The 24,860-nt window shown below is 35.8% G+C and carries 21 protein-coding genes; 7 read left to right on the forward strand and 14 right to left on the reverse strand.

The features are described 5' to 3' along the window. Positions 1–29: 29 nt before the first annotated feature. Positions 30–1,382, forward strand: a complete 1,353-nt coding sequence (locus AB1K81_RS08695) for an MATE family efflux transporter (protein WP_412976268.1) — start codon at positions 30–32, stop codon at positions 1,380–1,382. Positions 1,383–1,468: 86 nt separating this feature from the next. Then, on the forward strand, positions 1,469–1,714 hold the full coding sequence (locus AB1K81_RS08700; protein ID WP_412976269.1) for a YuzB family protein: 246 nt from the start codon (positions 1,469–1,471) through the stop codon (positions 1,712–1,714). A gap of 63 nt (positions 1,715–1,777) precedes the next feature. Here AB1K81_RS08700 and AB1K81_RS08705 read toward each other — a convergent pair whose 3' ends face one another. The 7 genes from AB1K81_RS08705 to AB1K81_RS08735 form a co-directional block, all read right to left on the reverse strand. Next, positions 1,778–2,950, reverse strand: a complete 1,173-nt coding sequence (locus tag AB1K81_RS08705) for an iron-containing alcohol dehydrogenase (protein ID WP_412976270.1) — start codon at positions 2,948–2,950, stop codon at positions 1,778–1,780. Between the two features lie 13 nt (positions 2,951–2,963). Then, positions 2,964–3,341 (reverse strand): RidA family protein, encoded by a 378-nt coding sequence (locus AB1K81_RS08710; RefSeq protein WP_412976271.1) that lies wholly within the window; start codon positions 3,339–3,341, stop codon positions 2,964–2,966. Positions 3,342–3,436: 95 nt separating this feature from the next. Continuing rightward, positions 3,437–4,033 carry a lysozyme family protein gene (locus AB1K81_RS08715; protein WP_412976272.1) on the reverse strand — a complete coding sequence of 199 codons (597 nt, stop codon included), beginning with the start codon at positions 4,031–4,033 and terminating at the stop codon, positions 3,437–3,439. A 177-nt stretch (positions 4,034–4,210) separates the two neighbouring features. Then, complete coding sequence (locus AB1K81_RS08720) at positions 4,211–5,560, reverse strand: MATE family efflux transporter (protein WP_412976273.1); 1,350 nt, start codon at positions 5,558–5,560, stop codon at positions 4,211–4,213. 101 nt (positions 5,561–5,661) lie between these two features. Then, the gene (locus tag AB1K81_RS08725) at positions 5,662–7,671 is read right to left on the reverse strand and encodes a TRAP transporter permease (RefSeq protein ID WP_412976274.1); all 2,010 of its coding nucleotides are present in this window, start codon (positions 7,669–7,671) and stop codon (positions 5,662–5,664) included. Then, the gene (locus tag AB1K81_RS08730) at positions 7,664–8,194 is read right to left on the reverse strand and encodes a DUF1850 domain-containing protein (RefSeq protein ID WP_412976275.1); all 531 of its coding nucleotides are present in this window, start codon (positions 8,192–8,194) and stop codon (positions 7,664–7,666) included. Before AB1K81_RS08730 ends, AB1K81_RS08725 begins: the two co-directional genes overlap by 8 nt. A 90-nt stretch (positions 8,195–8,284) precedes the next feature. Further along, positions 8,285–9,226, reverse strand: a complete 942-nt coding sequence (locus tag AB1K81_RS08735; protein WP_412976276.1) for a TAXI family TRAP transporter solute-binding subunit — start codon at positions 9,224–9,226, stop codon at positions 8,285–8,287. 212 nt (positions 9,227–9,438) lie between these two features. Here AB1K81_RS08735 and AB1K81_RS08740 point away from each other — a divergent pair, with 212 nt between their 5' ends. Together AB1K81_RS08740 and AB1K81_RS08745 are read left to right on the forward strand one after the other, a co-directional pair. After that, entirely contained in the window at positions 9,439–11,058 is a 1,620-nt protein-coding gene (locus AB1K81_RS08740) for a long-chain fatty acid--CoA ligase (RefSeq protein ID WP_412976277.1), read from the forward strand. 245 nt (positions 11,059–11,303) lie between these two features. After that, on the forward strand, positions 11,304–12,596 hold the full coding sequence (locus AB1K81_RS08745) for a hypothetical protein (RefSeq protein WP_412976278.1): 1,293 nt from the start codon (positions 11,304–11,306) through the stop codon (positions 12,594–12,596). Between the two features lie 195 nt (positions 12,597–12,791). Here AB1K81_RS08745 and AB1K81_RS08750 read toward each other — a convergent pair whose 3' ends face one another. The 6 genes from AB1K81_RS08750 to AB1K81_RS08775 form a co-directional block, all read right to left on the reverse strand. Next, a complete protein-coding gene (locus tag AB1K81_RS08750; protein ID WP_412976279.1) occupies positions 12,792–13,493 on the reverse strand; it encodes a class I SAM-dependent methyltransferase in 702 nt (233 codons plus the stop codon). Positions 13,494–13,687: 194 nt separating this feature from the next. Next, entirely contained in the window at positions 13,688–14,464 is a 777-nt protein-coding gene (locus AB1K81_RS08755; RefSeq protein ID WP_412976280.1) for a helix-turn-helix transcriptional regulator, read from the reverse strand. Between the two features lie 24 nt (positions 14,465–14,488). Further along, positions 14,489–15,064, reverse strand: a complete 576-nt coding sequence (locus tag AB1K81_RS08760; RefSeq protein ID WP_412976281.1) for a LysE family translocator — start codon at positions 15,062–15,064, stop codon at positions 14,489–14,491. Between the two features lie 384 nt (positions 15,065–15,448). Continuing rightward, positions 15,449–18,619 carry a DEAD/DEAH box helicase gene (locus tag AB1K81_RS08765; RefSeq protein WP_412976282.1) on the reverse strand — a complete coding sequence of 1,057 codons (3,171 nt, stop codon included), beginning with the start codon at positions 18,617–18,619 and terminating at the stop codon, positions 15,449–15,451. Positions 18,620–18,813: 194 nt separating this feature from the next. Further along, on the reverse strand, positions 18,814–20,028 hold the full coding sequence (locus tag AB1K81_RS08770; protein ID WP_412976283.1) for an MFS transporter: 1,215 nt from the start codon (positions 20,026–20,028) through the stop codon (positions 18,814–18,816). 615 nt (positions 20,029–20,643) lie between these two features. After that, positions 20,644–21,228 carry a superoxide dismutase family protein gene (locus tag AB1K81_RS08775; protein ID WP_412976284.1) on the reverse strand — a complete coding sequence of 195 codons (585 nt, stop codon included), beginning with the start codon at positions 21,226–21,228 and terminating at the stop codon, positions 20,644–20,646. Between the two features lie 101 nt (positions 21,229–21,329). On the opposite strand from AB1K81_RS08775, the gene AB1K81_RS08780 reads away from it, so the two are divergent. Next, positions 21,330–21,704, forward strand: coding sequence for a PH domain-containing protein (locus AB1K81_RS08780; protein ID WP_412976285.1), 375 nt, complete (start codon positions 21,330–21,332; stop codon positions 21,702–21,704). Positions 21,705–21,757: 53 nt separating this feature from the next. Here AB1K81_RS08780 and AB1K81_RS08785 read toward each other — a convergent pair whose 3' ends face one another. After that, positions 21,758–22,264 (reverse strand): DoxX family protein, encoded by a 507-nt coding sequence (locus AB1K81_RS08785; RefSeq protein WP_412976286.1) that lies wholly within the window; start codon positions 22,262–22,264, stop codon positions 21,758–21,760. A gap of 340 nt (positions 22,265–22,604) precedes the next feature. Between AB1K81_RS08785 and AB1K81_RS08790 the strand changes: the two genes are divergently transcribed. Further along, positions 22,605–23,537, forward strand: coding sequence for an ABC transporter ATP-binding protein (locus AB1K81_RS08790; protein ID WP_412976287.1), 933 nt, complete (start codon positions 22,605–22,607; stop codon positions 23,535–23,537). Continuing rightward, complete coding sequence (locus tag AB1K81_RS08795; RefSeq protein WP_412976288.1) at positions 23,530–24,759, forward strand: ABC transporter permease; 1,230 nt, start codon at positions 23,530–23,532, stop codon at positions 24,757–24,759. The genes AB1K81_RS08790 and AB1K81_RS08795 overlap by 8 nt, the downstream gene beginning before the upstream one ends. Positions 24,760–24,860 lie beyond the last annotated feature (101 nt).

Below are 24,860 nucleotides of genomic sequence, written 5' to 3' on the forward strand. Positions count from 1 at the left end.
TATTGCTTATTAAGAAAGAAGGTTACAGCTTGAATAATCATAATGCAAAAAAATTAACGTTGTTCGCTATTACTTGGCCTATCTTTATTGAAATATTACTCCATATGTTAATGGGAAATGCAGATACATTAATGCTAAGTCAATACTCTGACAATGCAGTTGCTGCGGTAGGCGTTGGGAATCAAATTTTATCCGTTGTTATAGTTATGTTCGGCTTTGTCGCACAGGGCGCCGCAGTATTAATCGCTCAAAATATAGGAGCAGAGAAACCAAAAACAGCTGGGCAAATTGCATTGAACGCTTTAGGAATGAATTTATTATTTTCACTTGCACTTAGTATTGCCTTATTTTTATGGGCAAAGCCAATCTTAACCATGATGGATCTGCCGCATGAGTTAATGGACGAAGGTTTAGCTTATATGCAAATTGTAGGTGGTTTAATCTTTGTTCAGGCTTTAATTATGACTACTGGGGCAATTCTTAGAAGCTACGGTCATACAAAGGATACGATGGTTGTCACTATCGGAATGAACATCCTCAATGTAATTGGTAACTACTTTGTTATCTTTGGACCTTTTGGTTTTCCAGTACTTGGTGTGGAAGGGGTTGCCTATTCCACTGCAATTAGTAGATTTATAGGATTTATTGCACTTGTGATTCTATTAATCAAACGAACAGATGGTGAGCTTAACTTTAACAATCTATTTCGTTATGAAAAAAGTCATGTTAAGAGTTTGTTAAAAATCGGTATCCCATCAGCTGGGGAGCAACTATCCTATAATGCTAGTCAAATGGTTATTACGTATTTTGTTGCACAGCTCGGAACTATTGCAATTACAACTAAAGTGTATACTCAAAACATCATGATGTTTATCTTTTTATTTTCCGTTGCCATTGGTCAAGGAACACAAATATTAATTGGCCATATGATTGGTGCAGGGAAAATAGAAGATGCCTATGAACGAGCACTTAAAAGTTTAAAGATTTCTATTTTTATTTCCCTAGCGACAGCTGGTGTTGTTTATCTAGTCGCAAAACCATTCTTAGGGATATTTACAGATAATGGATCCATTATTGAAGCAGGTACGATGTTATTACTTATGACGATAGTATTAGAACCAGGTAGAGCATTTAACTTAGTTATGATTAGCTCCCTGCGTGCTGCCGGTGATGTGAAGTTCCCTGTTTATATTGGTATAATGGTTATGTGGGGTATCAGCGTAACGTTCGCATGGTTCTTCGGTATTTTCCTTGGACTTGGATTAATTGGTATCTGGATTGGTTTTATTGCAGATGAATGGTTACGAGGCGTTTTAATGCTAAGACGTTGGAAACAACGTAATTGGGTTAGAATGAGTTTTGTAGAAAAAACTAACGACTGATGATAAGCATGAATATTGAAATGATGATTGGGCAATGCTATCATTCAATCATTCCATTTATTTTTTTGGAAAGAATGTGATACTACATGGGTATAGTCGTTGTTGAAATATGTGACGGTAATGCTATAACGGCATTAAACTTAGAAGAACTATTAGAGAAGGAATTTCCTGAGGTTGCAGTCCTTACCTCTGATTGCTTGTCTTTTTGTGGATTATGTCGTGTTAAGCCGTATGCATTAGTGAATAATAGACGTATCTTCGGAAAAACACCAGAAGAATGTTTAGATAAAATCCGTACAGCTATAAAAGAAGAACTAGCCGTTTATCAATAGGCTAGTTCTTTATTATTCGACATTCTTTATTCCCCGGGAAATATTTTGTCAAAATATCGTATTTTATAAGCTTGATTTAAATATTTCAACTGAATCTTGTTTCGTTAACTTTTTAAAATTGCCATATTCTACATTTGCCACGACAGTCTTCTCTGCCATTAACTCTACTGAACTTTCATCAATGTCGTAATCAGCTAGCTTAGATGGCGCGCCGATACTATTCCAAAATTCACGTAGCTTATCAATTCCCTCTAACGCAACTTCTTTATCAGTTTTTCCTTCCGTATCTACTCGGAATACTCGTACAGCCAGTTTCTTAAAGCGGTGTACATTATTTTCATCCAATACATGCTTCATCCAGTTCGGGAATAGGATGGCTAATCCGCCACCATGTGGAATATCATGAACGGCACTTACCGCATGCTCAAGATTATGGGTTGCCCAATCTCCTCGGAATCCTATGTTCAGCATATTATTTAGCGCTAACGTCCCTGCAAGCATAATGGTTTCTCTCAGTTCATAATTTTCAAGGTCGTTTAGTAATTTCGGTGCGGTTTCCATAACGGTAATTAGAATCGATTCACAGAATCGGTCCTGTATTAATGTATTTGTTTCTTGGTGGAAATAATGCTCCAATACATGAGACATCATATCCACAATTCCGTAAATTGTTTGATCTTTTGGCACAGAGAACGTATGAACTGGATCTAGAATAGAAAATTTAGGATAGGTGTAAGGAGCTAATCCCCAGCCGTGCTTTTCATTCGTTTCCCAGTTTGTAATAACAGAACCACTGTTCATTTCAGACCCTGTTGCAGAAAGCGTTAATACTGTACCGAATGGAAGTGCATCGTTTGCTGATGCTTTCTTCGTTACGATATCCCACATATCTACATCTGTCTTAGCGCCGACAGCTATAGCCTTTGTACAATCAATCGTACTTCCTCCACCTATGGCAAGTAGAAATTCTATTCCTTCTTGTTTACAAATCTCCACTCCCTTACGTACAGTTGAAATTCTTGGATTTGGTTCTACTCCAGGTAACTCAAATACTTGTGCATCAATTTCAGCTAATTTCGCTAAGACATTATCATAAATACCATTTCGTTTAATGCTTCCTCCACCATAAACAATCAGTACCTTCGTTCCATATTGTTTCACTTGCTCTGGAAGTGCATTTAATTGCCCTTTACCAAAAATTAATTTTGTTGGGTTGTAATATGTAAAATTATCCATTATCTTGTCCTCCTTATGATTTCACTACAATAGCATCGATTTCAACTAGCACATCCTTAGGTAGACGGCTTACCTCAATTGTTGCGCGTGCTGGATAAGGCTTTTGTAAATAACTACCATAAATTTCATTGATAGTTGCAAAATCATCCATTGAAGCTAAGTAGATGGTGAATTTTGCCACCTGTGAAAAGTCAGTACCTGCTTCTTCTAGAATATGTTTTAGATTATCCATAACTTGTTTAGTTTGTGCCTCAATTCCAGTTTCAACCAGACCAGTTTCTGGATTTATACCAATCTGTCCGGAAACAAAAATTAGGTTGCCTGCTTCAATTGCTTGTGAATATGGCCCGATGGCTGCTGGTGCTTTTTCTGTGAAAATTTCTTTTGTCATTTCAAACCTCCTTATCTTTTGCATTACAACTGTATTTCTTAATTTAATTCTATAAGCTGCAATTTATTAAAACAAATTTTTAGCTTATGAATGATTTAGTTGGAAGAATTAATCTCCTCTAGATAACTCATAACAGACTGTACATAGTAGATATCCCCATAACAAGCATTGTATTGTTTTGCTTCTTTACGTAAACAAGTATAAATTGACTTATCCGGGGCATTTTCATACATTTGTTTTGAAAATTGGATAGCTGCTTCTTGTGAATAAGTTCCAGCAGTGTTATGGACATATGATATAAAGCCCTTACCAAAATTGTAGGACTGTATAGCAAGTTCTAAATCGTAGCCTGCTGCTTTAAGCGTTTCTGAAAAGTAGTAGACTCCTTGCTTAATGGAAAGTTCTGGATCATCTATACAACCTATTTGTCCGCAATAGCTTTCAGAGGATTGCATAGGATCTGTTCCTCTACCACCTGATTCTTGCATCATCATGGCTAAAATGACATCCACATGAGTAGCTACTTGGTATTCTTCTGCATATTTTTCTACTAGTGGTTTATATTGAAGAACTTCTTCACTTACCATTGGTTCTCTGTCTTCTGAAAAAATAGAAAGTAATATAAATATGGCTATTAACCCAACAACTATATACATAGTTTGCTTAATTGCTTGTTTTGTTTTCTTCTTCATTTCCCTCAACCCATACGTATAATATAGTTATCCACAAATTCTTCTGGTTCACTGTCAATATCTCGTGTTTTTTGTCTATTTCCAATACAAAATATTGCGTTTATCCTCAAACTATCCACAAATTGTGTATAACTATCTTTTTATCTTGTACTAGCCGACCCCGCGAACGAAAACTTGTCACGATGTAGCCTTCTTTTTAAAGAGTACTTTTTCCCGCCATTTGCCGAATTTAAAGTAGAGAAAGGCAAAGACACTACTAATGACAAAACTAACGCCCATTCCGATTGCTATCCCTGTATCTCCTAGTAGCTTGGAGAATAGAAATGTTAGTGGATATCTTAACACCCAGAACGATAGAATGTTTAAAATAAGCACAGGATACATGGCACCCGCAGCTCGAACTACGCCGTTTAAAATGAAGTTTATCCCCAAGAACGGATAACATAAAGCAATAATCTGTAAGTATTTTGTAGCAAATTGTACTGCGTCTTCCTCTCGTATAAATAAGCGTACTGCATACTCTGCGAATAATACTACTAGTAGACCAACTATAACCATGACCGTAAAGTTATACACAACACCATTTCTTGCAATCTTATTAACACGGTCCCAGTTTTTCACTCCGATATTTTGACCAGCCATACTACCGACAGCTGTTCCTAAGGCATGCGCCGGAAGCATTATGATACTATCTAAACGCTGCGCAGCACCAAAACCACCAACAACAGATGGTCCAAATGATGTGACAACACTCATTATTGCTGCTGATCCAGCCGAGATAACGGACATTTGTAACCCTGATGGAATACCGAGATGAAGTATAAGTTTAATCTCCTCCCATCGCGGGAGCTTCGGTAAGGTAAATGGAGCTAATTTTTTCCTCAATACATGAATGATTCCATAAAGAAATGCAAATCCCTGCGAAATAATCGTCGCGAACGCAGCACCTTCTACTCCAAAATCTAAGACGGATATGAAAAGTGGATCCATCACTAGATTTAACAAGACCGCTATTGTTACAAATCGGAGTGGTGTTTTACTATCTCCTAACGCTCGTAAAACGGTACTAATAAAGTTATAACCAAATAAGAATAGCATCCCTAGGAAGTTAATTTGTAAATAAGATTTTGCTAAATGTAATATTTCCACTGGTGTACCTAATAGCTTCAGTAATTCTTCTGCAAAAATAAAACCAATTATACCTAAAGATATCGCCATGATTGAAAGTAGTACGACAAATGCATTTAAATATCGCTTTAAACCATCTGTATTTTTCTTCCCTTTTTGTTGGGAGAGAATGGTTAATGCCGCATTGTTTAGCCCAATGATAAATGCTAACACTGTAAAAATAAGCGTACCCGAAACAGCTATGGCACCTAATGCATCTGCACCTAATAGATTACCAACCCATAAACTATCTACTAATTGATAGGAGGTCTGTAGTAAATTAGCGAGCATGATTGGTCCAGAAAAGACCAGCAATTGTCTCCAGATATTCCCTTCCGTAAAATCATGTTGCTTTTTCAACGTAAAAACAACCTTTCATTATCATTTTTCATCATTATTGTAACACTTGAATTAGAAAAGGGAAGATTATCAGCTCTCCTGAAAATCTTCCCTTAGTTAAATTACTTATTTCTTCCCTGTACTTTCTCTACTGGTTCCCGGTTACCTTTAAAGATATACTGGTAAACCAATAACAGAACAAACGCTACTAGACCAATGATATCTGTATGACCTTCTGGATACATAAGTAAGAGACCCGTCAGTACTGATATCATTCTTTCAAATATATTTAAATGTTTGTACCAGAATCCGATAAGTCCAGCACCTATTGCAATCATACCGGTTAGTGCCGTAATTAATATCCAAATAACTCCACCGATAGTCGTTTCAATCATTAGCATTTCTGGATTCAATACGAACATATACGGAATAATAAACGCTGCTATCGCAAGCTTCGACGCATTAAATCCTGTTCGTATCGGCTCCCCACCAGATATTCCGGATGCAGCAAATGCGGCGAGCGCAACCGGCGGTGTGATGTCCGCTACGATACCGAAATAAAAGACAAACATATGGGCAGCTAATACTGGTATCGCAAATTCCAGCTGATCATTTAACGCCAAGATGGCAGGTAAAGCAATCGTTGATGTAATAATATAGTTCGCTGTAGTAGGTGAACCCATTCCCAATATGATAGAAGCAATCATCGTAAAGAATAACGTTAATAATAATTGGATGTTAATATTTGACGTTAATGCTCCAGCAATATCAACTATCCCATTACCTAGTTTTAATCCAAGACCAGTTTTTGTTACGACACCTACAATAATACCCGCACTCGCAGTAGCTGCTGCAACACCTAATGCTGTACGAGCACCTGATGTTAATGCATCTACAAACTTTCTAGGAGTCATTCTAGTCTCTTTTAAGAACATACTAACGATAATAGCCGATGCTATACCTAATAGAGCCGTTCTATTAATACTGTAGCCCATGAACAAGAACACAATAATTACTAGAATCGGAATTAGTAAGTGGATTTTCTTTAACACTTCTCTTTTAGGTGGTATCTCACTCTCTGGAAGTCCAGTTAATCCCGTTTTCTTCGCTTCCAAGTGAGTCATGATCCAAATTCCAGCGAAATATAAAATTGCAGGGATTAATGCCGCTTTAGCAATTTCCCAATACGCAACTCCGGCGAACTCTATCATTAGGAATGCAGCAGCACCCATTATCGGCGGCATAATTTGCCCACCAGTCGAAGAGGCAGCCTCTACCGCTCCAGCGAATTCTTTACGATAACCAAGGCGTTTCATTAACGGAATTGTATAAGAACCTGTAGTAACCGTGTTCGCTACAGAACTACCTGAAATCGTACCATTTAATGCACTAGAGAAGATCGCCACTTTTGCCGGTCCACCAGTTCGTCTTCCAGCAAGTGAAATAGCTAGATCGTTAAAGTACGTACCGACACCTGTTTTAACTAAAAATGCGCCAAACAACAGGAATAAGAATATATATGTTGAAGATACTTTCAATGGTGTACCTAGTATACCCTCTGTCGTAAAGAACATCGTATTTACTAATTGGTTTAAGCTTAGCCCTCTATGCCCTAACATACCTGGCATGTAAGGTCCTAATAAGGAATAAAGTAAAGCTGCACCAGCAATAATTGTAATCGGAAGTCCTACGGCACGTCTTGTTGCTTCAAGCGTCAAGAGAATCGCAATTCCACCGATAATGATTTGTGCTGTTGAAATCGAACCAATTTGTTGAACAATTTCATTATAAAATACTGGCCAATATAAGCAGACTATTAGCGATAAACCTGCTAATACATAATCGTACCACGCTATTTGCCGTTTATTTCCATTTTTCTTCGCAGGGAACAGTAGAAAAATTAATACTAATGCGAAGCCTAAGTGAATAGTACGTTGAATGTAAGCAGTATATGCCCCAAAGTAACCTGTATACAATTGGAATAATGAGAAAGATAATAAGAGAACAAATACAATAATGGCAGCCGCACCTTTTAGGTTACGAGTATTTGATTCTTGATCATATTTCTGCATTAAGGCTTCCTGTTCTTCCGCGGTTAATTCCGCTTTAACGTTTTCATTTTTTTCACTCATGAATTTTCACTCCTTTCAATATTTGCCATAAGGAAAGCTTATCTACTTTAAGAGTAAACTTAGCGCCTTTCTCAAAATAATCGTTAAACCACACCATATGTTCACCCTCTTTACCCCACACTAATCGATGTCTCGGAACTGTTTTTCCGTTGCGTAAATTAATATAAGGAAAAACTCTATTCATATCTTTTATATGAATCTTTTCATCTTCATATACAAATGTTCCACCATCTATATCATTAGCAGGCATACCAATACCATAATGCTCATAAATAATTTCATTTTGCCTAATCGAATCGTCCGGTAGAATCTCATAGATTTCGACTACGTCAGTCAAGTGTATGGAATGTGTAAATATAATTTGAAATGAGTCCCCTTCTTCTATTGGAAGGTATGCCTCAATGTGACTTGTATTTTGTGTGTAAAATACTAAGGCATTTCGGAAAGGAACGAAAAGTATTAATGATAGGACAAGCAGTAGGAGAAAACTAATAATATATCGTTTCTTCATAGACTTTTGCAAGCAATCACAACCTAAAAAAATGGGCAGCCGGCTATCAAGCCCTATTCAGGCAAAAAGCCGGCCACTCCATCATACTATATTTTAACTTTTTTAGTCTAGTAATCCTTCTTCTTTAAAGTACTTCTCAGCACCTGGGTGGAAGTCAATTCCAATCCCATCAAGTGCAGATTCTTTCGTAATCAACGCACCTTTAGCGTGTGTAATTTTATCCGCATTTTCATAGATAGCTTTCGTCATTTCATACACTTCATCTTCTGATAAACTATCTGTTACAGCTAGCATTGCTAGAACTGCAACAGTCGTTACTTCACTTTCCAGACCATATGTTCCAGCTGGAATTGTATCCGCTGCATAGTATGGGTAATCTGCAACTAATGCATCAATTTTATCTTGTGCAATTGGAACAATTGTAATATCTGTAGTAGCAGCTAAACCTTCTACACTACCAGTTGGTGTGCCAGCAGTAATGAATGCCGCATCGATATTTCCATCTTGAAGACCATCAGTAGACTCATCAAAGTCTAAGCTTTGAGGCTCTATATCTGCTTCAATGTCTAGTCCGTGAATTTCTAAGATTTGTTGAGCATTAACATACGTACCTGATCCTGGTGCACCAACAGATACTCGCTTACCTGCTAAATCCTCTACAGATGTAATACCAGAGTCAGCTGTTGTTACGATTTGAATAGTTTCTGGGTATAAAGATCCGATAGCTAATACGTTATCAACTGGATTTCCTTCGAATGAATTCGTTCCTTCTACTGCATTTGCCATTACGTCTGTTTGTGTAAATGCAATATCTGCCTCATTTTCTTGAAGTGCAGCAATATTATCAGCTGATGCACTAGAAGATGATGGAGTTACGTCTAAATCTGTTTCATCTGAAATAATACCAGCAATTTCGCCACCAAGCGGGTAATATGTACCACCCGTACCACCTGTTAGCATGGATAATTGTGTGCTACCACAAGCAGCTAGAACTAGTGATAGAACTAATAAAATGCTTATTGATAGAATATACTTCTTCTTCATTAAATTTCCCCCTTAATTAAATTCCTAAATTTTATTCTACTTAAAAGTACCTATTATTGTCAAACTATTAATAAAAATGAAAGCCGTTTCAACAGTGAAGTCTCTTGAAAAAACAACCTTTGAAGGTAAATTTTAATTTTATTACAAATTATCAAAATAATATGATATTATATAGGCAAATACCTATATTAAATTATAAGGAGATGATATGCATGATGCAAGTACCATTACTGGTCGGGTCATTATTAGAACATGCTGAACAGTTCTTTTCAAAGAAAGAAGTAATCTCACAGACCCATGATAAGCTTCATCGGTTTACCTACGGTGAAATTGGCCAACGAACGAGAAGATTAATGAGTACACTAAATGAACTCGGCATCAAAAATGGCGACCGGATAGGCACATTAGCATGGAACCATCATAGACATCTAGAAATCTATTTTGCCGCACCAGGTATGGGGGCTGTCTTACATACTATCAATATTCGCTTATCCCCTGAAGATATCATCTATATTATTAACCATGCCGAGGATAAGGTTTTATTTATTGACGAAGATATTCTACCTCTCATCGAACATATACACACGCATTTAACTACTGTTGAAGCTTTTGTTGTGATGACGGATAAAGCTGAACTTCCGGACTCTACTATTCAACCACTTTACTCCTATGAAGAATTACTATCAATTGGCGACCCAAACTATGAATTTGCAAAAGATATTGATGAAAACCAACCAGCAGGAATGTGTTATACGTCTGCAACAACTGGTAAACCAAAAGGTGTGGTTTATTCCCACAGAGCTATCGTCTTGCATAGCTATGCATTAGGACTTGTTGATACTGCAGCGATTTCAGAATCTGATGTTTCCATGCCTGTTGTACCACAGTTTCATGTCAATGCATGGGGGACTCCATTTGCTTGTACTTGGTTCGGCTCTACTCAAGTGATGCCTGGGCCACGCTTTACACCGAAACGATTAGCAGAATTTATTGAACGGTTCAAAGTCACGATTACAGCTGGAGTACCAACGATTTGGCTTGGATTACTAAAGGAACTAGAACAAGGAAACTATGATACCTCTAGTCTACGAGCTGTTTTATGTGGTGGATCAGCTGCTCCACTTGGCCTAATTAAAGCTTTTGAAGAGAAACATAAAATACCATTTTATCATGCATATGGCGCAACGGAAACTACTCCATTAGTAACGATTTCTCGTTTAAAAAGCTATCAACAAAATCTATCGAAAGAAGAGAAATTCGCCGAGCGTGCAAGACAAGGTATTCTCGTACCTGGTTTGCAAATGAAAGTAGTCGGAAATAATGGTGAAATCGAATGGAATGGGAAGGAAATGGGAGAATTACTATTAAAGGGCCCATGGATTGCAGACGAATATTATAATGATGCTAGAAGTGATGATGCTTTTATAGAAGGTTGGTTCCATACTGGTGATGTTGTAACAGTTGACGAAGAAGGAACGATTAAAATTGTCGACCGTACTAAGGATTTGATTAAAAGTGGTGGCGAATGGATTTCTTCGGTCGAAATTGAAAACGCTATCATGGCGCATGATGCTGTTTTTGAAGCTAGCGTAGTAGCTATTCCAGATGAAAAATGGCAAGAACGACCTGTTGCATGTGTTGTGTTACACGAAGGATTAGAAGAAAAAGTAACCAAAGAAAATATCTTAGCGTTTTTAACACCACATTTTCCAAAATGGTGGTTACCGGATGATGTTCTCTTCTTTGAAGAAATCCCTAAATCTTCAGTTGGCAAATTTCTAAAACGTGAACTACGCGAACAAGTAAAAGCAAGATACAGTCCACAAGGATAAAATAAATAGCTAGGGGTCACCTCGCAAGTTGACACCTAGCTGATTGTTTTCATAAAAAACCAAATCATTTATTAACTTGACAATATTGGGAAAATTTCTTAGAATAGGATAAATTAGCGAAGGTGTCGTTAATTAGTTCGCTAATTAAGCATGACGTACGAATTAAATTGACAGAATTTTCTTTACTATAAGATTACTATACTCATAAAAACATAAAAACATCTTACTCTAGGGAGGGAAGATTGGTGAAAATAAAGGTTGCTGTATTTGGAAGAGATATCTTAATCGATCGGTTTCAACAATACCTTTCGAACCAGGATGAAATGGAAGTAATTCCATTTATTTATAAAAAAGCAAGTGAAGCTTGTGAACTTATCGAAAAAGCATTCATGTGTGATGTTTATTTATTTTTAGAAAATCTCCCATATTTGTATGCAAGTAACAAGATTAAAAAGAAGCGTTTACCAACGGTTCAAGTTGATTTTGATGAATACATGTTACTAACGTCTTTCTACCATTTAAAAAACACACACAATCAACAACTTCGCAGATTATCAATTGACGTCCTTGATGACTGTAGTGTTACAGAGGTATTATCGGAGTTAAATTTAGCAAGTGATGGCATTTATACATATAGTTATAAACATGAAGATGATACGAATGTAAGTAAAATCGTGGATCACCATAAACAGCTTTGGGATGAAGGTAAGATTGATTATGTACTTACCTCTTTATATGAAGTAGGGAAAGATCTACAAGAACAAGGTATTCCTACCTATCAGATGGATATTCCAAAACGAAATATCGATAATGCGATAGAAGAGTGTAAAAACATGACAGTCTTAAACATGAGTAAAAGTGCTCAAATTGTTGCAGGTTATATTCGTATAAAAAATAGAGAAAAGATAAAGGAAGAAAAAGGAGAATTACACCTTAAGGAATTACATCTTCAACTGTATCAAATTTTACTGAAATTTGGACATAAAACATATGCATCCGTTTTAACGAATAATGAAAATCAATATGTTGTTTTCGGGACTAGGGGCGTCTTAGATCATATTACAAATCATTTTCGAGATTTCCCACTAATTAAAGAAGTCGAAAATGCCCTAAATACCCCAATTGAAATTGGGTTCGGTTTAGGTTTAACAGCAAAGCAGGCAGAGGATCATGCAAAAATCGCATTGGATGCATGTACACATAACACGAATAGCAGTTGCTATATTGTAAATGATCGTCAGGAGACAATTGGTCCTTTAGGTATTAAAAAGCATTTCGATACTTCTCGTCTTTATCAAGCACTTATTCATAAGGCGAAGTTAAATAACGAGCTCTCATATAATTTTATTGATTTTGTTCAACTACGTAATAACGAGCCTTTTTCTTCTAATGATATTGCAAATTATTATCGGGTTACGAAAAGAAGTGCAGAACGTACGGTGAATAAGTTATTAAACGGGAATGTGATTAAGATTGTTGGCGAAGAAAAGCCTTATGTGAAAGGTAGACCTAGGAAGCTTTTTCAAATAGATATTTGATAACTTGTTTAGCAAGTGAATTAGCAACGTAATTCACTTGCTTTTTTATTTAACAACGTTTTTACACATTTGACAACGAAATAATCGAACCGATAAGCCTATATTTGAAACGGACTCCAACAGTTTTTTAATTCTAACATAGAATCGAGGACTAATTTTACCGTTGTTATGATACCCTTTACTTAAATTCTACTATTAGTTTCTTACAACATAGGTAATAGCATTTGTTTTTAATAATACTTCTTTTTCATCACGAACAATTTTATATTCTAACGGCTTAACTAGCATGTTTAAGACTTCCCAACCTTCATAACTTCTATTTAATATATTTACCATATCTTCAGTATTGATATTTATCTCCATCATAGCATCTAGCTTTTTGTTTGATTCTATATCAATTTCTTCCACTTCTGAATTAATAATAATACAGTTTATTCCCTTATTTTTTGTACCTGATGCCATTTTTCTAATAACACATTCCAATATTTCTTCTGATTCTACGTGTTCTAAAGTCGATACAGCAACTATGAAGTCATATTCATTTTTTGTAATATCGTATTGTCCTATATCCGCTTTTTTTGTTTCGATTACGTCTGATACGTTATACTCTTTGCTATAAAATTTCAATTTGTCTAATGCTGAATCTAATATATCTACGCAAACGACTTTTCCATTCTTATTTTTTATTCCTTGAGCAATTGGGATACTATTTCTCCCCACTCCTGAACCTAAATCTAGTACCTGGATATTTTCTTGATTATGAAATAAAGGTAGTAAATCTATTACTGTTTTAACTGGTTTAAATAACCAAGAACCTTCTTCAAATAATTTGTAGTTCTCATAACAAAAATCATGATATTTCTTTTCTTCCTTACGAATTAATTCAAGCCTACTCAAGTGTACATCCCCCAATAATCATATAAATATTGCAGCTACAAAGTCTAAAATAGTATAGTAGCAGCATTTCCTGATTCTTATTTCGAACATTAATATGCATAACATAAAAATTATTCTGTATTTTTAAGTTGCAACTTTATCTTCATTACTCATTCACGCCTTAAGATTGGGGTCGTTATTCCATAATTCTAACTTCAACCTAAATGTGACATATATTCATATGCTGTAATTCCATATACTCGCTTAAAATGCTTATTTAAATGAGTTAAATCAACAAAATCACATTCAGCTACTGTTTGATATATATCTTTATGTTTATCTATTAATTGCTTGGCACGTTGAATCTTACAGTTAAGAAAGTATTGATATGGCGTTATACCAGTATGAGACTTGAACAAACGAATAAACTGAAATTTTGATAGATAAAGTTCCCTGCTTATCTCATCAAGTTTGAGAACATTCCCTAAATCAGAACGAAGCATATCTTTCGCTTTATTAATTAGCACATTATCTTTCGTAAAAGTAGTTGAGAGATTTGTTTGAATAAGCGTATCTGTGAGGGATATGAATAGTTCACTACATAATGCCTCATCTTGTTCTTTTAGTATGGCATTAGCTAGACTTAATACGCGTTGCTCAAGTGTATAATCATACACTACCGGGGTCTCGAAACTTACCATGTCTTTGTTTCCCGATACCTCTAAAAGCAACTGTGGATCAATATAAAGTATAACATAATCAAGACCCGTCTCATCGTGTGCCATTCCGTCATGTGTCTGTTCTGGATTAAAAAGCATTACTCCATTAGGATAGGATAATTGTAAACTGCCATCCAGGTTATAATGTTGAATACCACGCAAGGTTACACCAATTGCATACTCCATATGACAATGCTTTTTATACTTAAAATCAGTGATACTAGCAGACAGCGCTGTAATATTAGCAGCCTTTTTATAGAGAAATTTATCCACATTATTCACCTCTTTAAAATCTATCTATACCCATATCATGATGGTAGCATAGACTAATCCTAATGCCATGATTACATTAACAATCCTTGTATGCTTTTGTAAAAACTTTTTGAGAATTGTACCGAAAAGAAGCCATGAAAATAATGCTATAAATCCAATAATAGTTATCACGATAACACTTAACGTAACAGTAAGTGTATCGGTATGGTAGGTTAAAACAAAGCTAGGAATAACCGTCATAGTAAATACGATTACTTTCGGATTTAAAAACTGCATAAAGAACCCTGTAGAAAAAGTACCGGTTTTGTTGTCTGTTGATTCTGATGTATCCATTTTATAGATTTGATAAGAGAGGTATAGCATATAAACTGTACCGATAATCTGCATACCTATTATAATTTTTGGAATAACGGTTATCATCACTGTATTCAACATTGCAGATATCGCAAGTAATAAGCCAAAAGCGATTATTGCTCCACATGTATAATTCATTGCTTTTCTGGGCCCATAATTATGTACAGTAGATAAAATAACTATATTAGTCGGTCCTGGAGTGAAAGTTACAATAAAGCAGTATATTATAAATGATGTCATATCCATGGTGAAAACTCCTTTCAGTGTTTTCACATAAATATACTTCAAAAAATAAAATTGGATATAGTATATTATTGCAGAATTTAAGAAAAATCAATTAGATTACTACCTATTAATCCATTCTATTTCATTTGGTAAATATCTCTCGCCCATGATACCCCTCCCTTAAATATAAGATTTATATATAACGTATCCTCACCAATTGACAACTAGTAAAAAAAGGCTCCGTCATATTCTATGACGAAACCAAAGTTAAATGATTGTAGTACTTATTTCCCCTTCACAAAAAACTTAATTTCAGATTGTATGTTGCAATTTCAAATTTTTATTCTAACGGGGCTGTTCACTTTTTAATAATACGAAATACGAAGTTATTTTTTTAAAACCTTATTATATACTCAACAACTCTCTCACATCATCTTCACTTAAAGAGGATAACATCGTTTCTCCTGGTTGAATTACTTTGTCGATGAGTTCTCTTTTCTTTTGTTGTAATTCATATATTTTTTCTTCAATCGTTCCTTCGGTAATAAGGCGGATGACTTGGACGACATTCTTTTGGCCAAATCGGTGTGCCCTTCCTGTTGCTTGGTCCTCAACTGCTGGGTTCCACCATAGATCATACAAGATAACTGTATCTGCCCCAGTTAGGTTCAGACCGGTACCACCAGCCTTTAAGGAGATTAGGAATACGTTTCTTTCCCCATTATTAAAGCGTTCACTCATCTCGACTCGTTCACTAGAAGGGGTTTGACCACTTAAATAAAAATAATCAATTCCCGCTTCCGCTAACTTTCCGATAATAATTTCGTGCATGCTAGTAAACTGAGAGAAGACTAACATCCGCTTTCCATTTGCAATCGCATTGTGAATCGTTTCCATTAATAACTCAAGTTTCCCAGACTGCCCCTCATAATTCTCAATAAATAAAGCAGGGTGGCAGCAAATTTGTCTTAACCGAGTTAATCCAGCTAATATTTTCATTCGGTTTTGCTGGAAGCCACTTTCTTTGATTGACTGAGCCGTTTCCTGTTGTAGTTGTCTCAAATACCCAACATATAGCTCTTTTTGCTGGTTTGTAAGCTCTGACACACTAACCGTTTCAATTTTATCTGGTAGCTCTTTTAAAACATCCTTCTTTAATCGGCGTAAAATAAATGGCTTCGTGATAGCAGCAATTTTTTCATGTGGAAGCTGTTTGAACGTCTTTTGATTTGGCATTAGTCCTGGTAAAACAACTTGGAATATCGCCCATAGTTCATCAATCGAATTTTCAATTGGTGTCCCACTTAACGCGAATCTCCTACTTGCTTTTATTTCTCGGATCGCTTTTGATGTTTTCGTTGCATAGTTTTTTATAAATTGTGCCTCATCAAGTATTAACGCTTGGAAATCGAGTTCACGATAATGCTCAATATCCTGTCTCAATGTTGCATAGGAGGTAATCCACACATCTGAATCTTGATATTGATTGATTCGTTCATGACGTTCCTGTGGAATTCCCGTCATAATTGTCACTTTCAAACTAGGTGCAAACTTTTCAAATTCATTTTTCCAATTGTACACAACAGATGAAGGTACAACAATTAAATGTGGGTTTTCCCCAAGTTCTGATGCAAGATAGGCTATACTTTGCAAGGTTTTTCCTAATCCCATATCATCAGCCAGTATTCCGCCTAGACGGTAATGGCTTAATGATTTAAACCATTGATAACCGGTATTTTGATAGGTTCTTAATGATGCATTCAAATTACTAGGAAGCTCGTAATGCTGTTCTTCAGGTTCCTTTAATTGATGAAGTAATTGTCTAAAGGCAGGGTCGTAGCTTTTCTTCGTATCAATTAAATCGTCGATCTGTGTTCCTCTATAGACTGGCATATGAATTTTTCCGTCTTGCACATCACTTTTCTTAATGTCCATATCTCGGAAAAAGTTTTGAATGGATATGAATTCTTCCCCTTCAAGTGACAGCATTTCTCCACTTTGCAGGCGATAGTAACGTTTCTTCTCGATAACAGCATCTAGAATTTTGTTAATCTCCTCATCATTTAACCCTTCCATATCAAAGCCAATCTCTAACAGATTGCTAGACCCTTCCATTCGGACACTAGTTCTTGGAACAGGCTCATTTTCGATAATAAAGCTTCGGACCTCTGAAGTTAAGAATAGCTCAACATACTCATCTAACACAGGTAGAACTTTATAAAGGAAATCATATAGCTCCTCTTCATCTGCATCGATAAATAATTCCCTACCATTATAATGAAAGTTCGCATACTCAATGAGCTGCATAATTTGTTTTTCTTTATCCACATCTCGTATAATGATGACTTCATGATCATCGCGACCACTAAATGGATCAATGATATGATCTCCGTAGTGATATTCCAATCTTCCCGTAATCCATTCATCCTTCGCTTCCAAATACAATTTCGCTCGTAATGGGAGCTGGATAATCTCTGAAGATACTTGATCCGAAATTTCTACCTCCCCAACTTTTTTCAATGATGGGAGTACTTCAGATAGAAACGTATCAGCTTGTTTTTTTGAAATCGGTAATTTTTGATCAATCTTACCAAAGGAACTAACGAGCTCTAATATTGGGATTTGTTCTTTTAATGGGAAATAAAAAGTACCTTTATAGAACAATATCTCATAATTTTTTAAATATACACCGTCTTCAACCTCGTGCATTGTTAATAGCAAGTCATTCCGTTCATTTTTATTTAAGGCAAAGTGATATGGTAATTTCCCCTTCTCTATCGTTATATTAGAAAAGGTCTGGTTATTCCCTTCAACAGTAAAGTCACGGCTAATTAATTTTTCTATTAAGTTTTCAGCGACTAACGGGGGGACAATTAGTGACCGCTTATCGTTCACATTTCCTCTATAATGATAAACATGATAGCCATCGTATATCTTTTCATTCTTTTGAATCGATCCAAGGATTTCAAAAATCTCCCTATCTTGAGGAAGTAAATCGTGTTGACCAGGGGAATAACTAAACATTTTCGTAAAGAAGTGTTCATTCCCTTCTAGCACATCACGTAAAAATTCATGAATATCTTTTACTACGTAATCCCTATTCGTTCCAGCCTTTAATTCTATTAATAGATTTTTATCATAGGACCATTTCATAATGTATTCTACATGTAGTTGTTCTTTTTCTGGAAGAATGTCGGTCACATCTGAGGGATCCCCAATATTACTAAGCGCACGAATAAAACGATTCGTTAAGTCATAATCGTAGTTCGATAATGCTTTCATTTCGGGTACTTCCTTATTTACAATACCAATCAAGGTCGCGACAATATGCTTACAAGATCCGAATGATTCAAATGCTGGACAATCACAATAAGTATCCACAGAACCTCTCTCTAAATCTTTCATATTAATCTCAACAAAATAATCTTCCGTTCCACGAACCGTCGCCGTCCAGACATTATAATTCATGTCATATGCTAAGTCGGTCACATTACCACGATTATAATATTCTAATCCACGTTTATAGATTAAAGATGGGAACAGTCTTTGGATATTTATATCACTAAGTTTTTTCAAAATCTATTAACCTGCCTTTTAGAAAAGCTCCGAGTACCCGAAGCTAGACACCTCTGAATTTTACTTCTTGCTAATATGAATACAATGCTTTTCCCTATATTGTATAGGAGATTTCTATATTTTTAAACTATCTTATTCTATTAATTAGAATGGCGAAAAACGGGCTAGATTATACTAAAAAACGAAGCAAATAATTAAATTTGCTCCGTTTTCATTTTGTTTTGTTCATTTCTCGCTTTAAATACTAAAGCTAGGTAGACAATCATCGAAATGAAAATCGAACCAGCTCCAGTAATATAAATCGTACCGTAATTGAAAAGGTAGGCAATTTGCCCGAATGTTAACGCTCCAAATCCAATACCTAAATCGAAGAAAGAGAAAAAGGTCGCATTGGCCATTCCTTTTCGATTACCTGGCGCCTTTTCAACCGACCAAGCTTGTAATGCAGGTTGTACAGATCCAAATCCTAAACCATATAATCCCCCAGCAAATAGGAGTACAAAAGTGCTAGGTAACCAGGCTAATAGAATCATAGCTACTAGAATCATAAACGTTCCTGGTAAATATACATATAAATGCCCTTTTTTATCATAGATTTTCCCAGCAAAGGTGCGGGAAATAAATAGAAATGCAGCGTAAATAAAGAAGTATAGTTCAATACCATCAACTTTATGCTCGATAGCATGTAATGGTAAGAAGGTTGCTATTCCACCAAATGTAAAGGTAATAAAGAATACTAAAATAGATGGCTGTATTGCTGATTTTTCAAATATATCAAATCTAGGAGTAACTACTTTATCAGTTCTTTCTTCTACTTTTTTATACCGAACCTTTGAGGAAAGAAGAAGAGCAACTAACCCTAAGCCAGCACATATTAAAAATAATGTTGTAAAGGAAATTTTCCCTACTAATGCAAGTCCTAATCCTGGTCCGAACGCTAATGCGATATTTCCCGAAAGGCCAAAATAACCTAAACCTTCTCCACGTCTACTCGCAGGGACGATATCAGTTGCTATCGTTCCTGTCGCTGTGGTTGATAATCCCCAGCCAACTCCTTGGACCACTCGTACAACAAATAGTAATGCAATACTTGCAATAAATGCTAAAGAACCAACGGAGATAACAAATATCCCCAATCCAATCATATAGATAAATTGGCGACCTTTCGTCTCCAGTGCGTGACCTGCATATGGTCTTAATAATAATGCAGAAAAAGTAAAAATACCGACAATAATACCGACTAATTGATCACTTCCACCTAATTCTTTTACAAATAAAGGTAGTGTCGGCAATGTCATCTGAAATCCAAAAAAGATAAAAAAATTAGCCAGACATATTAGAATAAAGTCTCGCGTCCAAATCTTCTCTTTTATCACTTCATCTTGTTGTACTTCCAGTTGTGCACCCATCGTTATCTCCTTTCTTTCGATACTCGAAATATATTATACATGAGTAAGATTAGAATGAAAATGGGTAGGAAAAATAAATTTGGTTTACGTTCGTTATAATATATGTAAATTTATGGTATAATTAACTGTAAATTAAGAGCCCAGCGGCCACTGGACTCTTCGATAAGCGGTTCCCATTTGGGCTTAAGCTATTTAGACTGGAATAGACCCTCCTATAAGGTTGGGTCTATTTTAATTTCTGTTTATCATACTGAGAACTAACGCTATTAGCGTTAGCAGTAGTGTACCAAAGTTGCCAAGTACAATCATTACTTCATAAATCCTCAGTGGCATCACCTCCACTTAGTAAAGATGAGCTAAACCCACTATGGAACATTATCTTGTCCTTGATTATAGCACATCGAGAACAAAAACTCGAACATATATTCGTATTTTTGTTCTCGTTTTTTGTTTGTGTATGTTATCATCGGGTAAATTTATTACAACTTCGGGTAAACCTGGACAGTCTTCTGGTCTTTTATATTAAAATTCGGGTCATTTTCGAAAATCTTCGGGTTTTTTCATATCCAACCAGAATAAAAAAAGCCCCGAGCCAGATACTCGGGGACCTTACCTTTATTCCGCAATCACGCCACAAGCTATCCGGTCACCAGCATTACCGGAAGGCTGTGATTTATAATCGTCTGGGTTAGAATGAATCATAAGGGACGTACCACCTTCACGTAATAATGAATTATCTTTGCCCTTTTGTAATGTCACCATATCCGCTACCACTGTGGTTGTGACTGTACCATATGCCTTTACTTGAATATTAGGTAAATCTCCAGCATGTGGCCCTTCTGGATGGTCGAAACCATGCTTTGCTTTTGTTGGATTAAAATGGGCTCCAGCTGATTCAAATGTGGGTGTTTCACAGGATCCTTTCTCATGTATATGAAATCCATGTGTTCCTGGTGGTAAATTGGAAGCGTCTAAACTAATGCTTACGCCATCTTTTGTTTCTTCCAATTTTGCTTCACCAACTTTTTCACCATCGTTATTGATCAAGGTCACTAATAGGGGGCCCATTGTTTCCTTTAACATTCCAGTCGTTTCAATACTCGGATTCTCTTCTTGGCTAGGTTTATTGTTAGTCAAAATAAAAGCCAGAAATAATACAACTACTATTGAAAATAATACAACTATATTTTTTCCATTCATTTTTTTCCCTCCGGTTGTATGTAATCTTTTATATTGTTTACATGAATCAAATGTGCTAAACATATAATAAGAACGATTTTTTAAAATGGGGAGGGGATAATATGGGAATTTTTGATGGCTTGATGGGAAATGCATCGGAAATTGATAATAAAACCATAGAAAAAGAATTAGGAGAATTATTATCATCATCGGAACAGGTGGAGCATGCTTATAAACTGATTCGAGACCTTTTCGTGTTTACAAACAAACGTCTTATATTAGTTGATAAACAAGGGGTAACAGGGAAGAAAGTGGAATACCATTCCATTCCTTATAAAAGCATTACACATTTTTCCGTAGAAACTGCTGGTACGTTTGATTTAGAGGCGGAATTAAAGATTTGGGTCTCTAGTACCTCGACACCTATTGAAAAAACATTCAATAAGCAATTAAATATTTATAAAGTACAAAGTGTACTTGCAGAATATGTATGTTAAAAGGAAAGCTGGCCATCTAATTTGAAGATGACCAGCTTTCCTTCTTTAATTATTTATACAGCTGCAACTTTCTTTGTAGTTTTACCTACTGGTGTGTGTGCTTTTAAGAAGGGAACTACCCATCTATCTAAGCCGTATCTTCCTGCGTTGAATCCTGCTACTACTAAGAATACTGTAAGTAGAACCATTTGTGCGTTTGTGCTTACTGTTCCACTGAATAAGAATGCGAAGTTCATTGTCATACCCATTAATGCTGCGAAGTTAGTAAAGATGCCCAAGATAAGGGCTAATCCTACTAAGACTTCTCCCCACATCACCATAAAGCTAAAAAGCTCTGCATTTGGAAGCGCAACTTTTTCTAAAAATACTGCCCACCACCCTTGTACTGCAGGATGATCTCCACCTGCACTTGCGATGGCACCTTGTAAGAAACCACTTGCATCAAATCCACCACCACTAATTTTACCAATCCCTGCTGTTAACCATGCATAACCAATATAGATACGAATGATTGCTAGAATCCCTGCTGCTACTTTATTTTCTCTAATGAATTTTAACATTTGAATCCATCTCCTTTTATCCATTTTATTTGCTCACTATTTCACAATATATTGTAAGTGTGTTTCCTTATTACACTTTGATAATAGCACGTAAAATTTATTGTGTAAATATATTTTGTGCATTATTTCACATTATCCTTTACGAAATTGTGAACAAGTAAAAATAACCCATCTTTTACCACTCCAATTTAATTGTTAGAATAATAATTAATAGAACATCACTTTCTCTATTTATAGTAGAATGGGGTTGAAATTTTTTAGAAACCTTTTACGTTTCAATTCGTATTACATAACGGTCAAGAAAAAAAACTGTATATCCAAAATTAGGAGGAATACAAACATGGAAGTTATGCTTACAGTCGATGGATTGAAAAAATCCTTCAAAGACAAACAGGCACTTAAAGGAATTTCCTTTGAAGTAAGAAAAGGCGAAATCATGGCGATTCTAGGTCCAAATGGTGCCGGGAAATCTACTACAATTAGAAACATTATGGGGATTATGTATCCTGACGAAGGTTCCATCACCTTCCACAACCACCAAGGAAAAGAAATACCGCGCAACAAAATAGGATATTTACCGGAAGAACGTGGTTTATATAAGAATGTAAAAGTAATGGATATTTTATTATACTTAGCTGATTTAAAAGACTATCCATTAGATAAAGCAAAAGAGCGCGTTTTAATGTATTTAAAACGGTTTGATTTAGAAGGGAAAGAAAATGTTTCCATTGAAGAATTGTCAAAAGGTATGGGACAAAAGGTGCAATTTATTGGCTCCATTCTGCATGAACCAGAACTTTTAATTTTAGATGAACCATTTTCTGGGTTAGACCCTGTTAGCCAAGAGTTATTTAAAGAAGAGATTCGTAGTTTAGCTGATAAAGGCACTGCGATACTTTTATCTTCTCACCAAATGAATCTAGTGGAGGAAATGTGTGACCGCTTATTTATGATTCAAAATGGTCAAAAGGTCATATACGGAACATTAGATGAAGTGAAAACGAAATATGCTAATTTCAAATGTACGATTCGTGGAAAAAATGAACTTACAGTTTTAGAAGGCATTCCTTCTGTGCAACGTGTAGAGGAGAGAGATGAAACAGCGATTCTTTATCTGAATCCAGATGTTGAACCAACAAGCTGGCTAAAAAATCTACCAACAGGTTTACGTGTGCAGGAACTAAAAATTAATCGTATTTCACTACATGAAATCTTCATCGATATTGCGACGAACAGGAATTTAATTCAGGAAGCAGGTGATTTAGATGCGTAATTCCATGAAAGTAGCAAAATGGGAAATAAAACGGAACTTGAAAAATAAATCATTTATTATCGGGTTATTTTTGACACCAATCTTAATTTTAGGGTTTGGTTTATTAGGAAGTTTATTTGGATCTGATGGTGATAATGAAGAAATAACGATATTTGTTAATGATCAGATAGAAGTTTTTGATTTATTAGTAGAATCAACTGAACAATATGAATTGGACTGGGTGTTAAATCGAACTAATTTAGCTGAAAATGAAATTCAGGATGAGCTAGAAAAGGGGGAGAATACAGCATACATCTTCATTAATTCGGAAAGTTTAGAGTCAGGTAGCATTCCGGTTTACACGACTGAAGATATGCCATCAAGTTTCAGTGGGGAAGTTAACCTGCTAAGCAGTGCATTACAACAGTATAGATTATCTCAATTAGATTTATCTGAAGAGGAATTAACCATTATATCTACTGGGGTAATGTTTGAAGAAGTATCTGTCGATGATATTGCTAGTGGAGATGGAGAGCAATCTGTTATAGAGGAAAATCCTTTGGAAAAATTCGTCCCTGGTCTTTTTGCAGGAATTATTCTATTTGCTATCGTGGTAACTGGTATGATGATTTTCCAAAGTGCTTCGCAAGAGAAAAAAGATAAAATCGCAGAAATTATTCTTTCATCCGTTACACCTGGTGAATTAATGAACGGTAAAATACTCGGTTATTTTGTCCTTGGAATAATCCAAGTAGCTGTCTTACTTATATTTGTCGTACCATATGCAGCATTCCAAATAGATGAGCCGGTAATTGAGTATTTACTAGTTCCACAAACATTATTATTAGTATTAATCGCTATTTTAGGTTACCTACTATTTGCAGCAATTTTCGTTGGAATCGGTGCAACGATGGCTGATATGTCGACAAGTGGGAACTTCCAAGGATTAGTGATGATGCTTCCATTCTTATCGTTTGCTTTAATTGGACCTGTTATAGGTGATCCGAGTGGTATTGTTGCGAAAGTTGCATCTTTCGTTCCATTCACCTCTCCTGGTGTGCTCATTATGCGTCTAACTGTTTTAGATGAATGGCCGTGGATTGAAATTATGATTGCACTTGCTGTTCTAATTATTAGTATTGTTATCTTTATGAAGCTTGCTGGGAAGATCTTTAAGGTAGGAATTTTAATGTATGGTAAAAATGCAACACCTGGCGAGATTTGGAAGTGGATTCGTTCGTAAAGTTTTATAGCGGCTGAGACAAAAGTTTTTTAGTCAAACGAATAACCGAATGTAGTGCACCTACGACGCACCGGAAATATACTGCGCTTTCCGCGGGCGGC

It is taken from the genome of Ornithinibacillus jepli (assembly GCF_047228935.1).
GTDB lineage: Bacteria > Bacillota > Bacilli > Bacillales > Amphibacillaceae > Ornithinibacillus.

Bases quoted from the DNA above. Each gene is read 5' to 3' on its own strand.
- AB1K81_RS08710 (WP_412976271.1), bottom strand. From the start codon at position 3,341: ATGACAAAAGAAATTTTCACAGAAAAAGCACCAGCAGCCATCGGGCCA.
- AB1K81_RS08705 (WP_412976270.1), bottom strand. From the start codon at position 2,950: ATGGATAATTTTACATATTACAACCCAACAAAATTAATTTTTGGTAAA.
- AB1K81_RS08770 (WP_412976283.1), bottom strand. From the start codon at position 20,028: ATGGGTGCACAACTGGAAGTACAACAAGATGAAGTGATAAAAGAGAAG.
- AB1K81_RS08775 (WP_412976284.1), bottom strand. From the start codon at position 21,228: ATGAATGGAAAAAATATAGTTGTATTATTTTCAATAGTAGTTGTATTA.
- AB1K81_RS08700 (WP_412976269.1), top strand. From the start codon at position 1,469: ATGGGTATAGTCGTTGTTGAAATATGTGACGGTAATGCTATAACGGCA.
- AB1K81_RS08795 (WP_412976288.1), top strand. From the start codon at position 23,530: ATGCGTAATTCCATGAAAGTAGCAAAATGGGAAATAAAACGGAACTTG.
- AB1K81_RS08735 (WP_412976276.1), bottom strand. From the start codon at position 9,226: ATGAAGAAGAAGTATATTCTATCAATAAGCATTTTATTAGTTCTATCA.
- AB1K81_RS08780 (WP_412976285.1), top strand. From the start codon at position 21,330: ATGGGAATTTTTGATGGCTTGATGGGAAATGCATCGGAAATTGATAAT.
- AB1K81_RS08725 (WP_412976274.1), bottom strand. From the start codon at position 7,671: ATGAGTGAAAAAAATGAAAACGTTAAAGCGGAATTAACCGCGGAAGAA.
- AB1K81_RS08715 (WP_412976272.1), bottom strand. From the start codon at position 4,033: ATGAAGAAGAAAACAAAACAAGCAATTAAGCAAACTATGTATATAGTT.
- AB1K81_RS08790 (WP_412976287.1), top strand. From the start codon at position 22,605: ATGGAAGTTATGCTTACAGTCGATGGATTGAAAAAATCCTTCAAAGAC.
- AB1K81_RS08760 (WP_412976281.1), bottom strand. From the start codon at position 15,064: ATGGATATGACATCATTTATAATATACTGCTTTATTGTAACTTTCACT.
- AB1K81_RS08740 (WP_412976277.1), top strand. From the start codon at position 9,439: ATGATGCAAGTACCATTACTGGTCGGGTCATTATTAGAACATGCTGAA.
- AB1K81_RS08785 (WP_412976286.1), bottom strand. From the start codon at position 22,264: ATGTTAAAATTCATTAGAGAAAATAAAGTAGCAGCAGGGATTCTAGCA.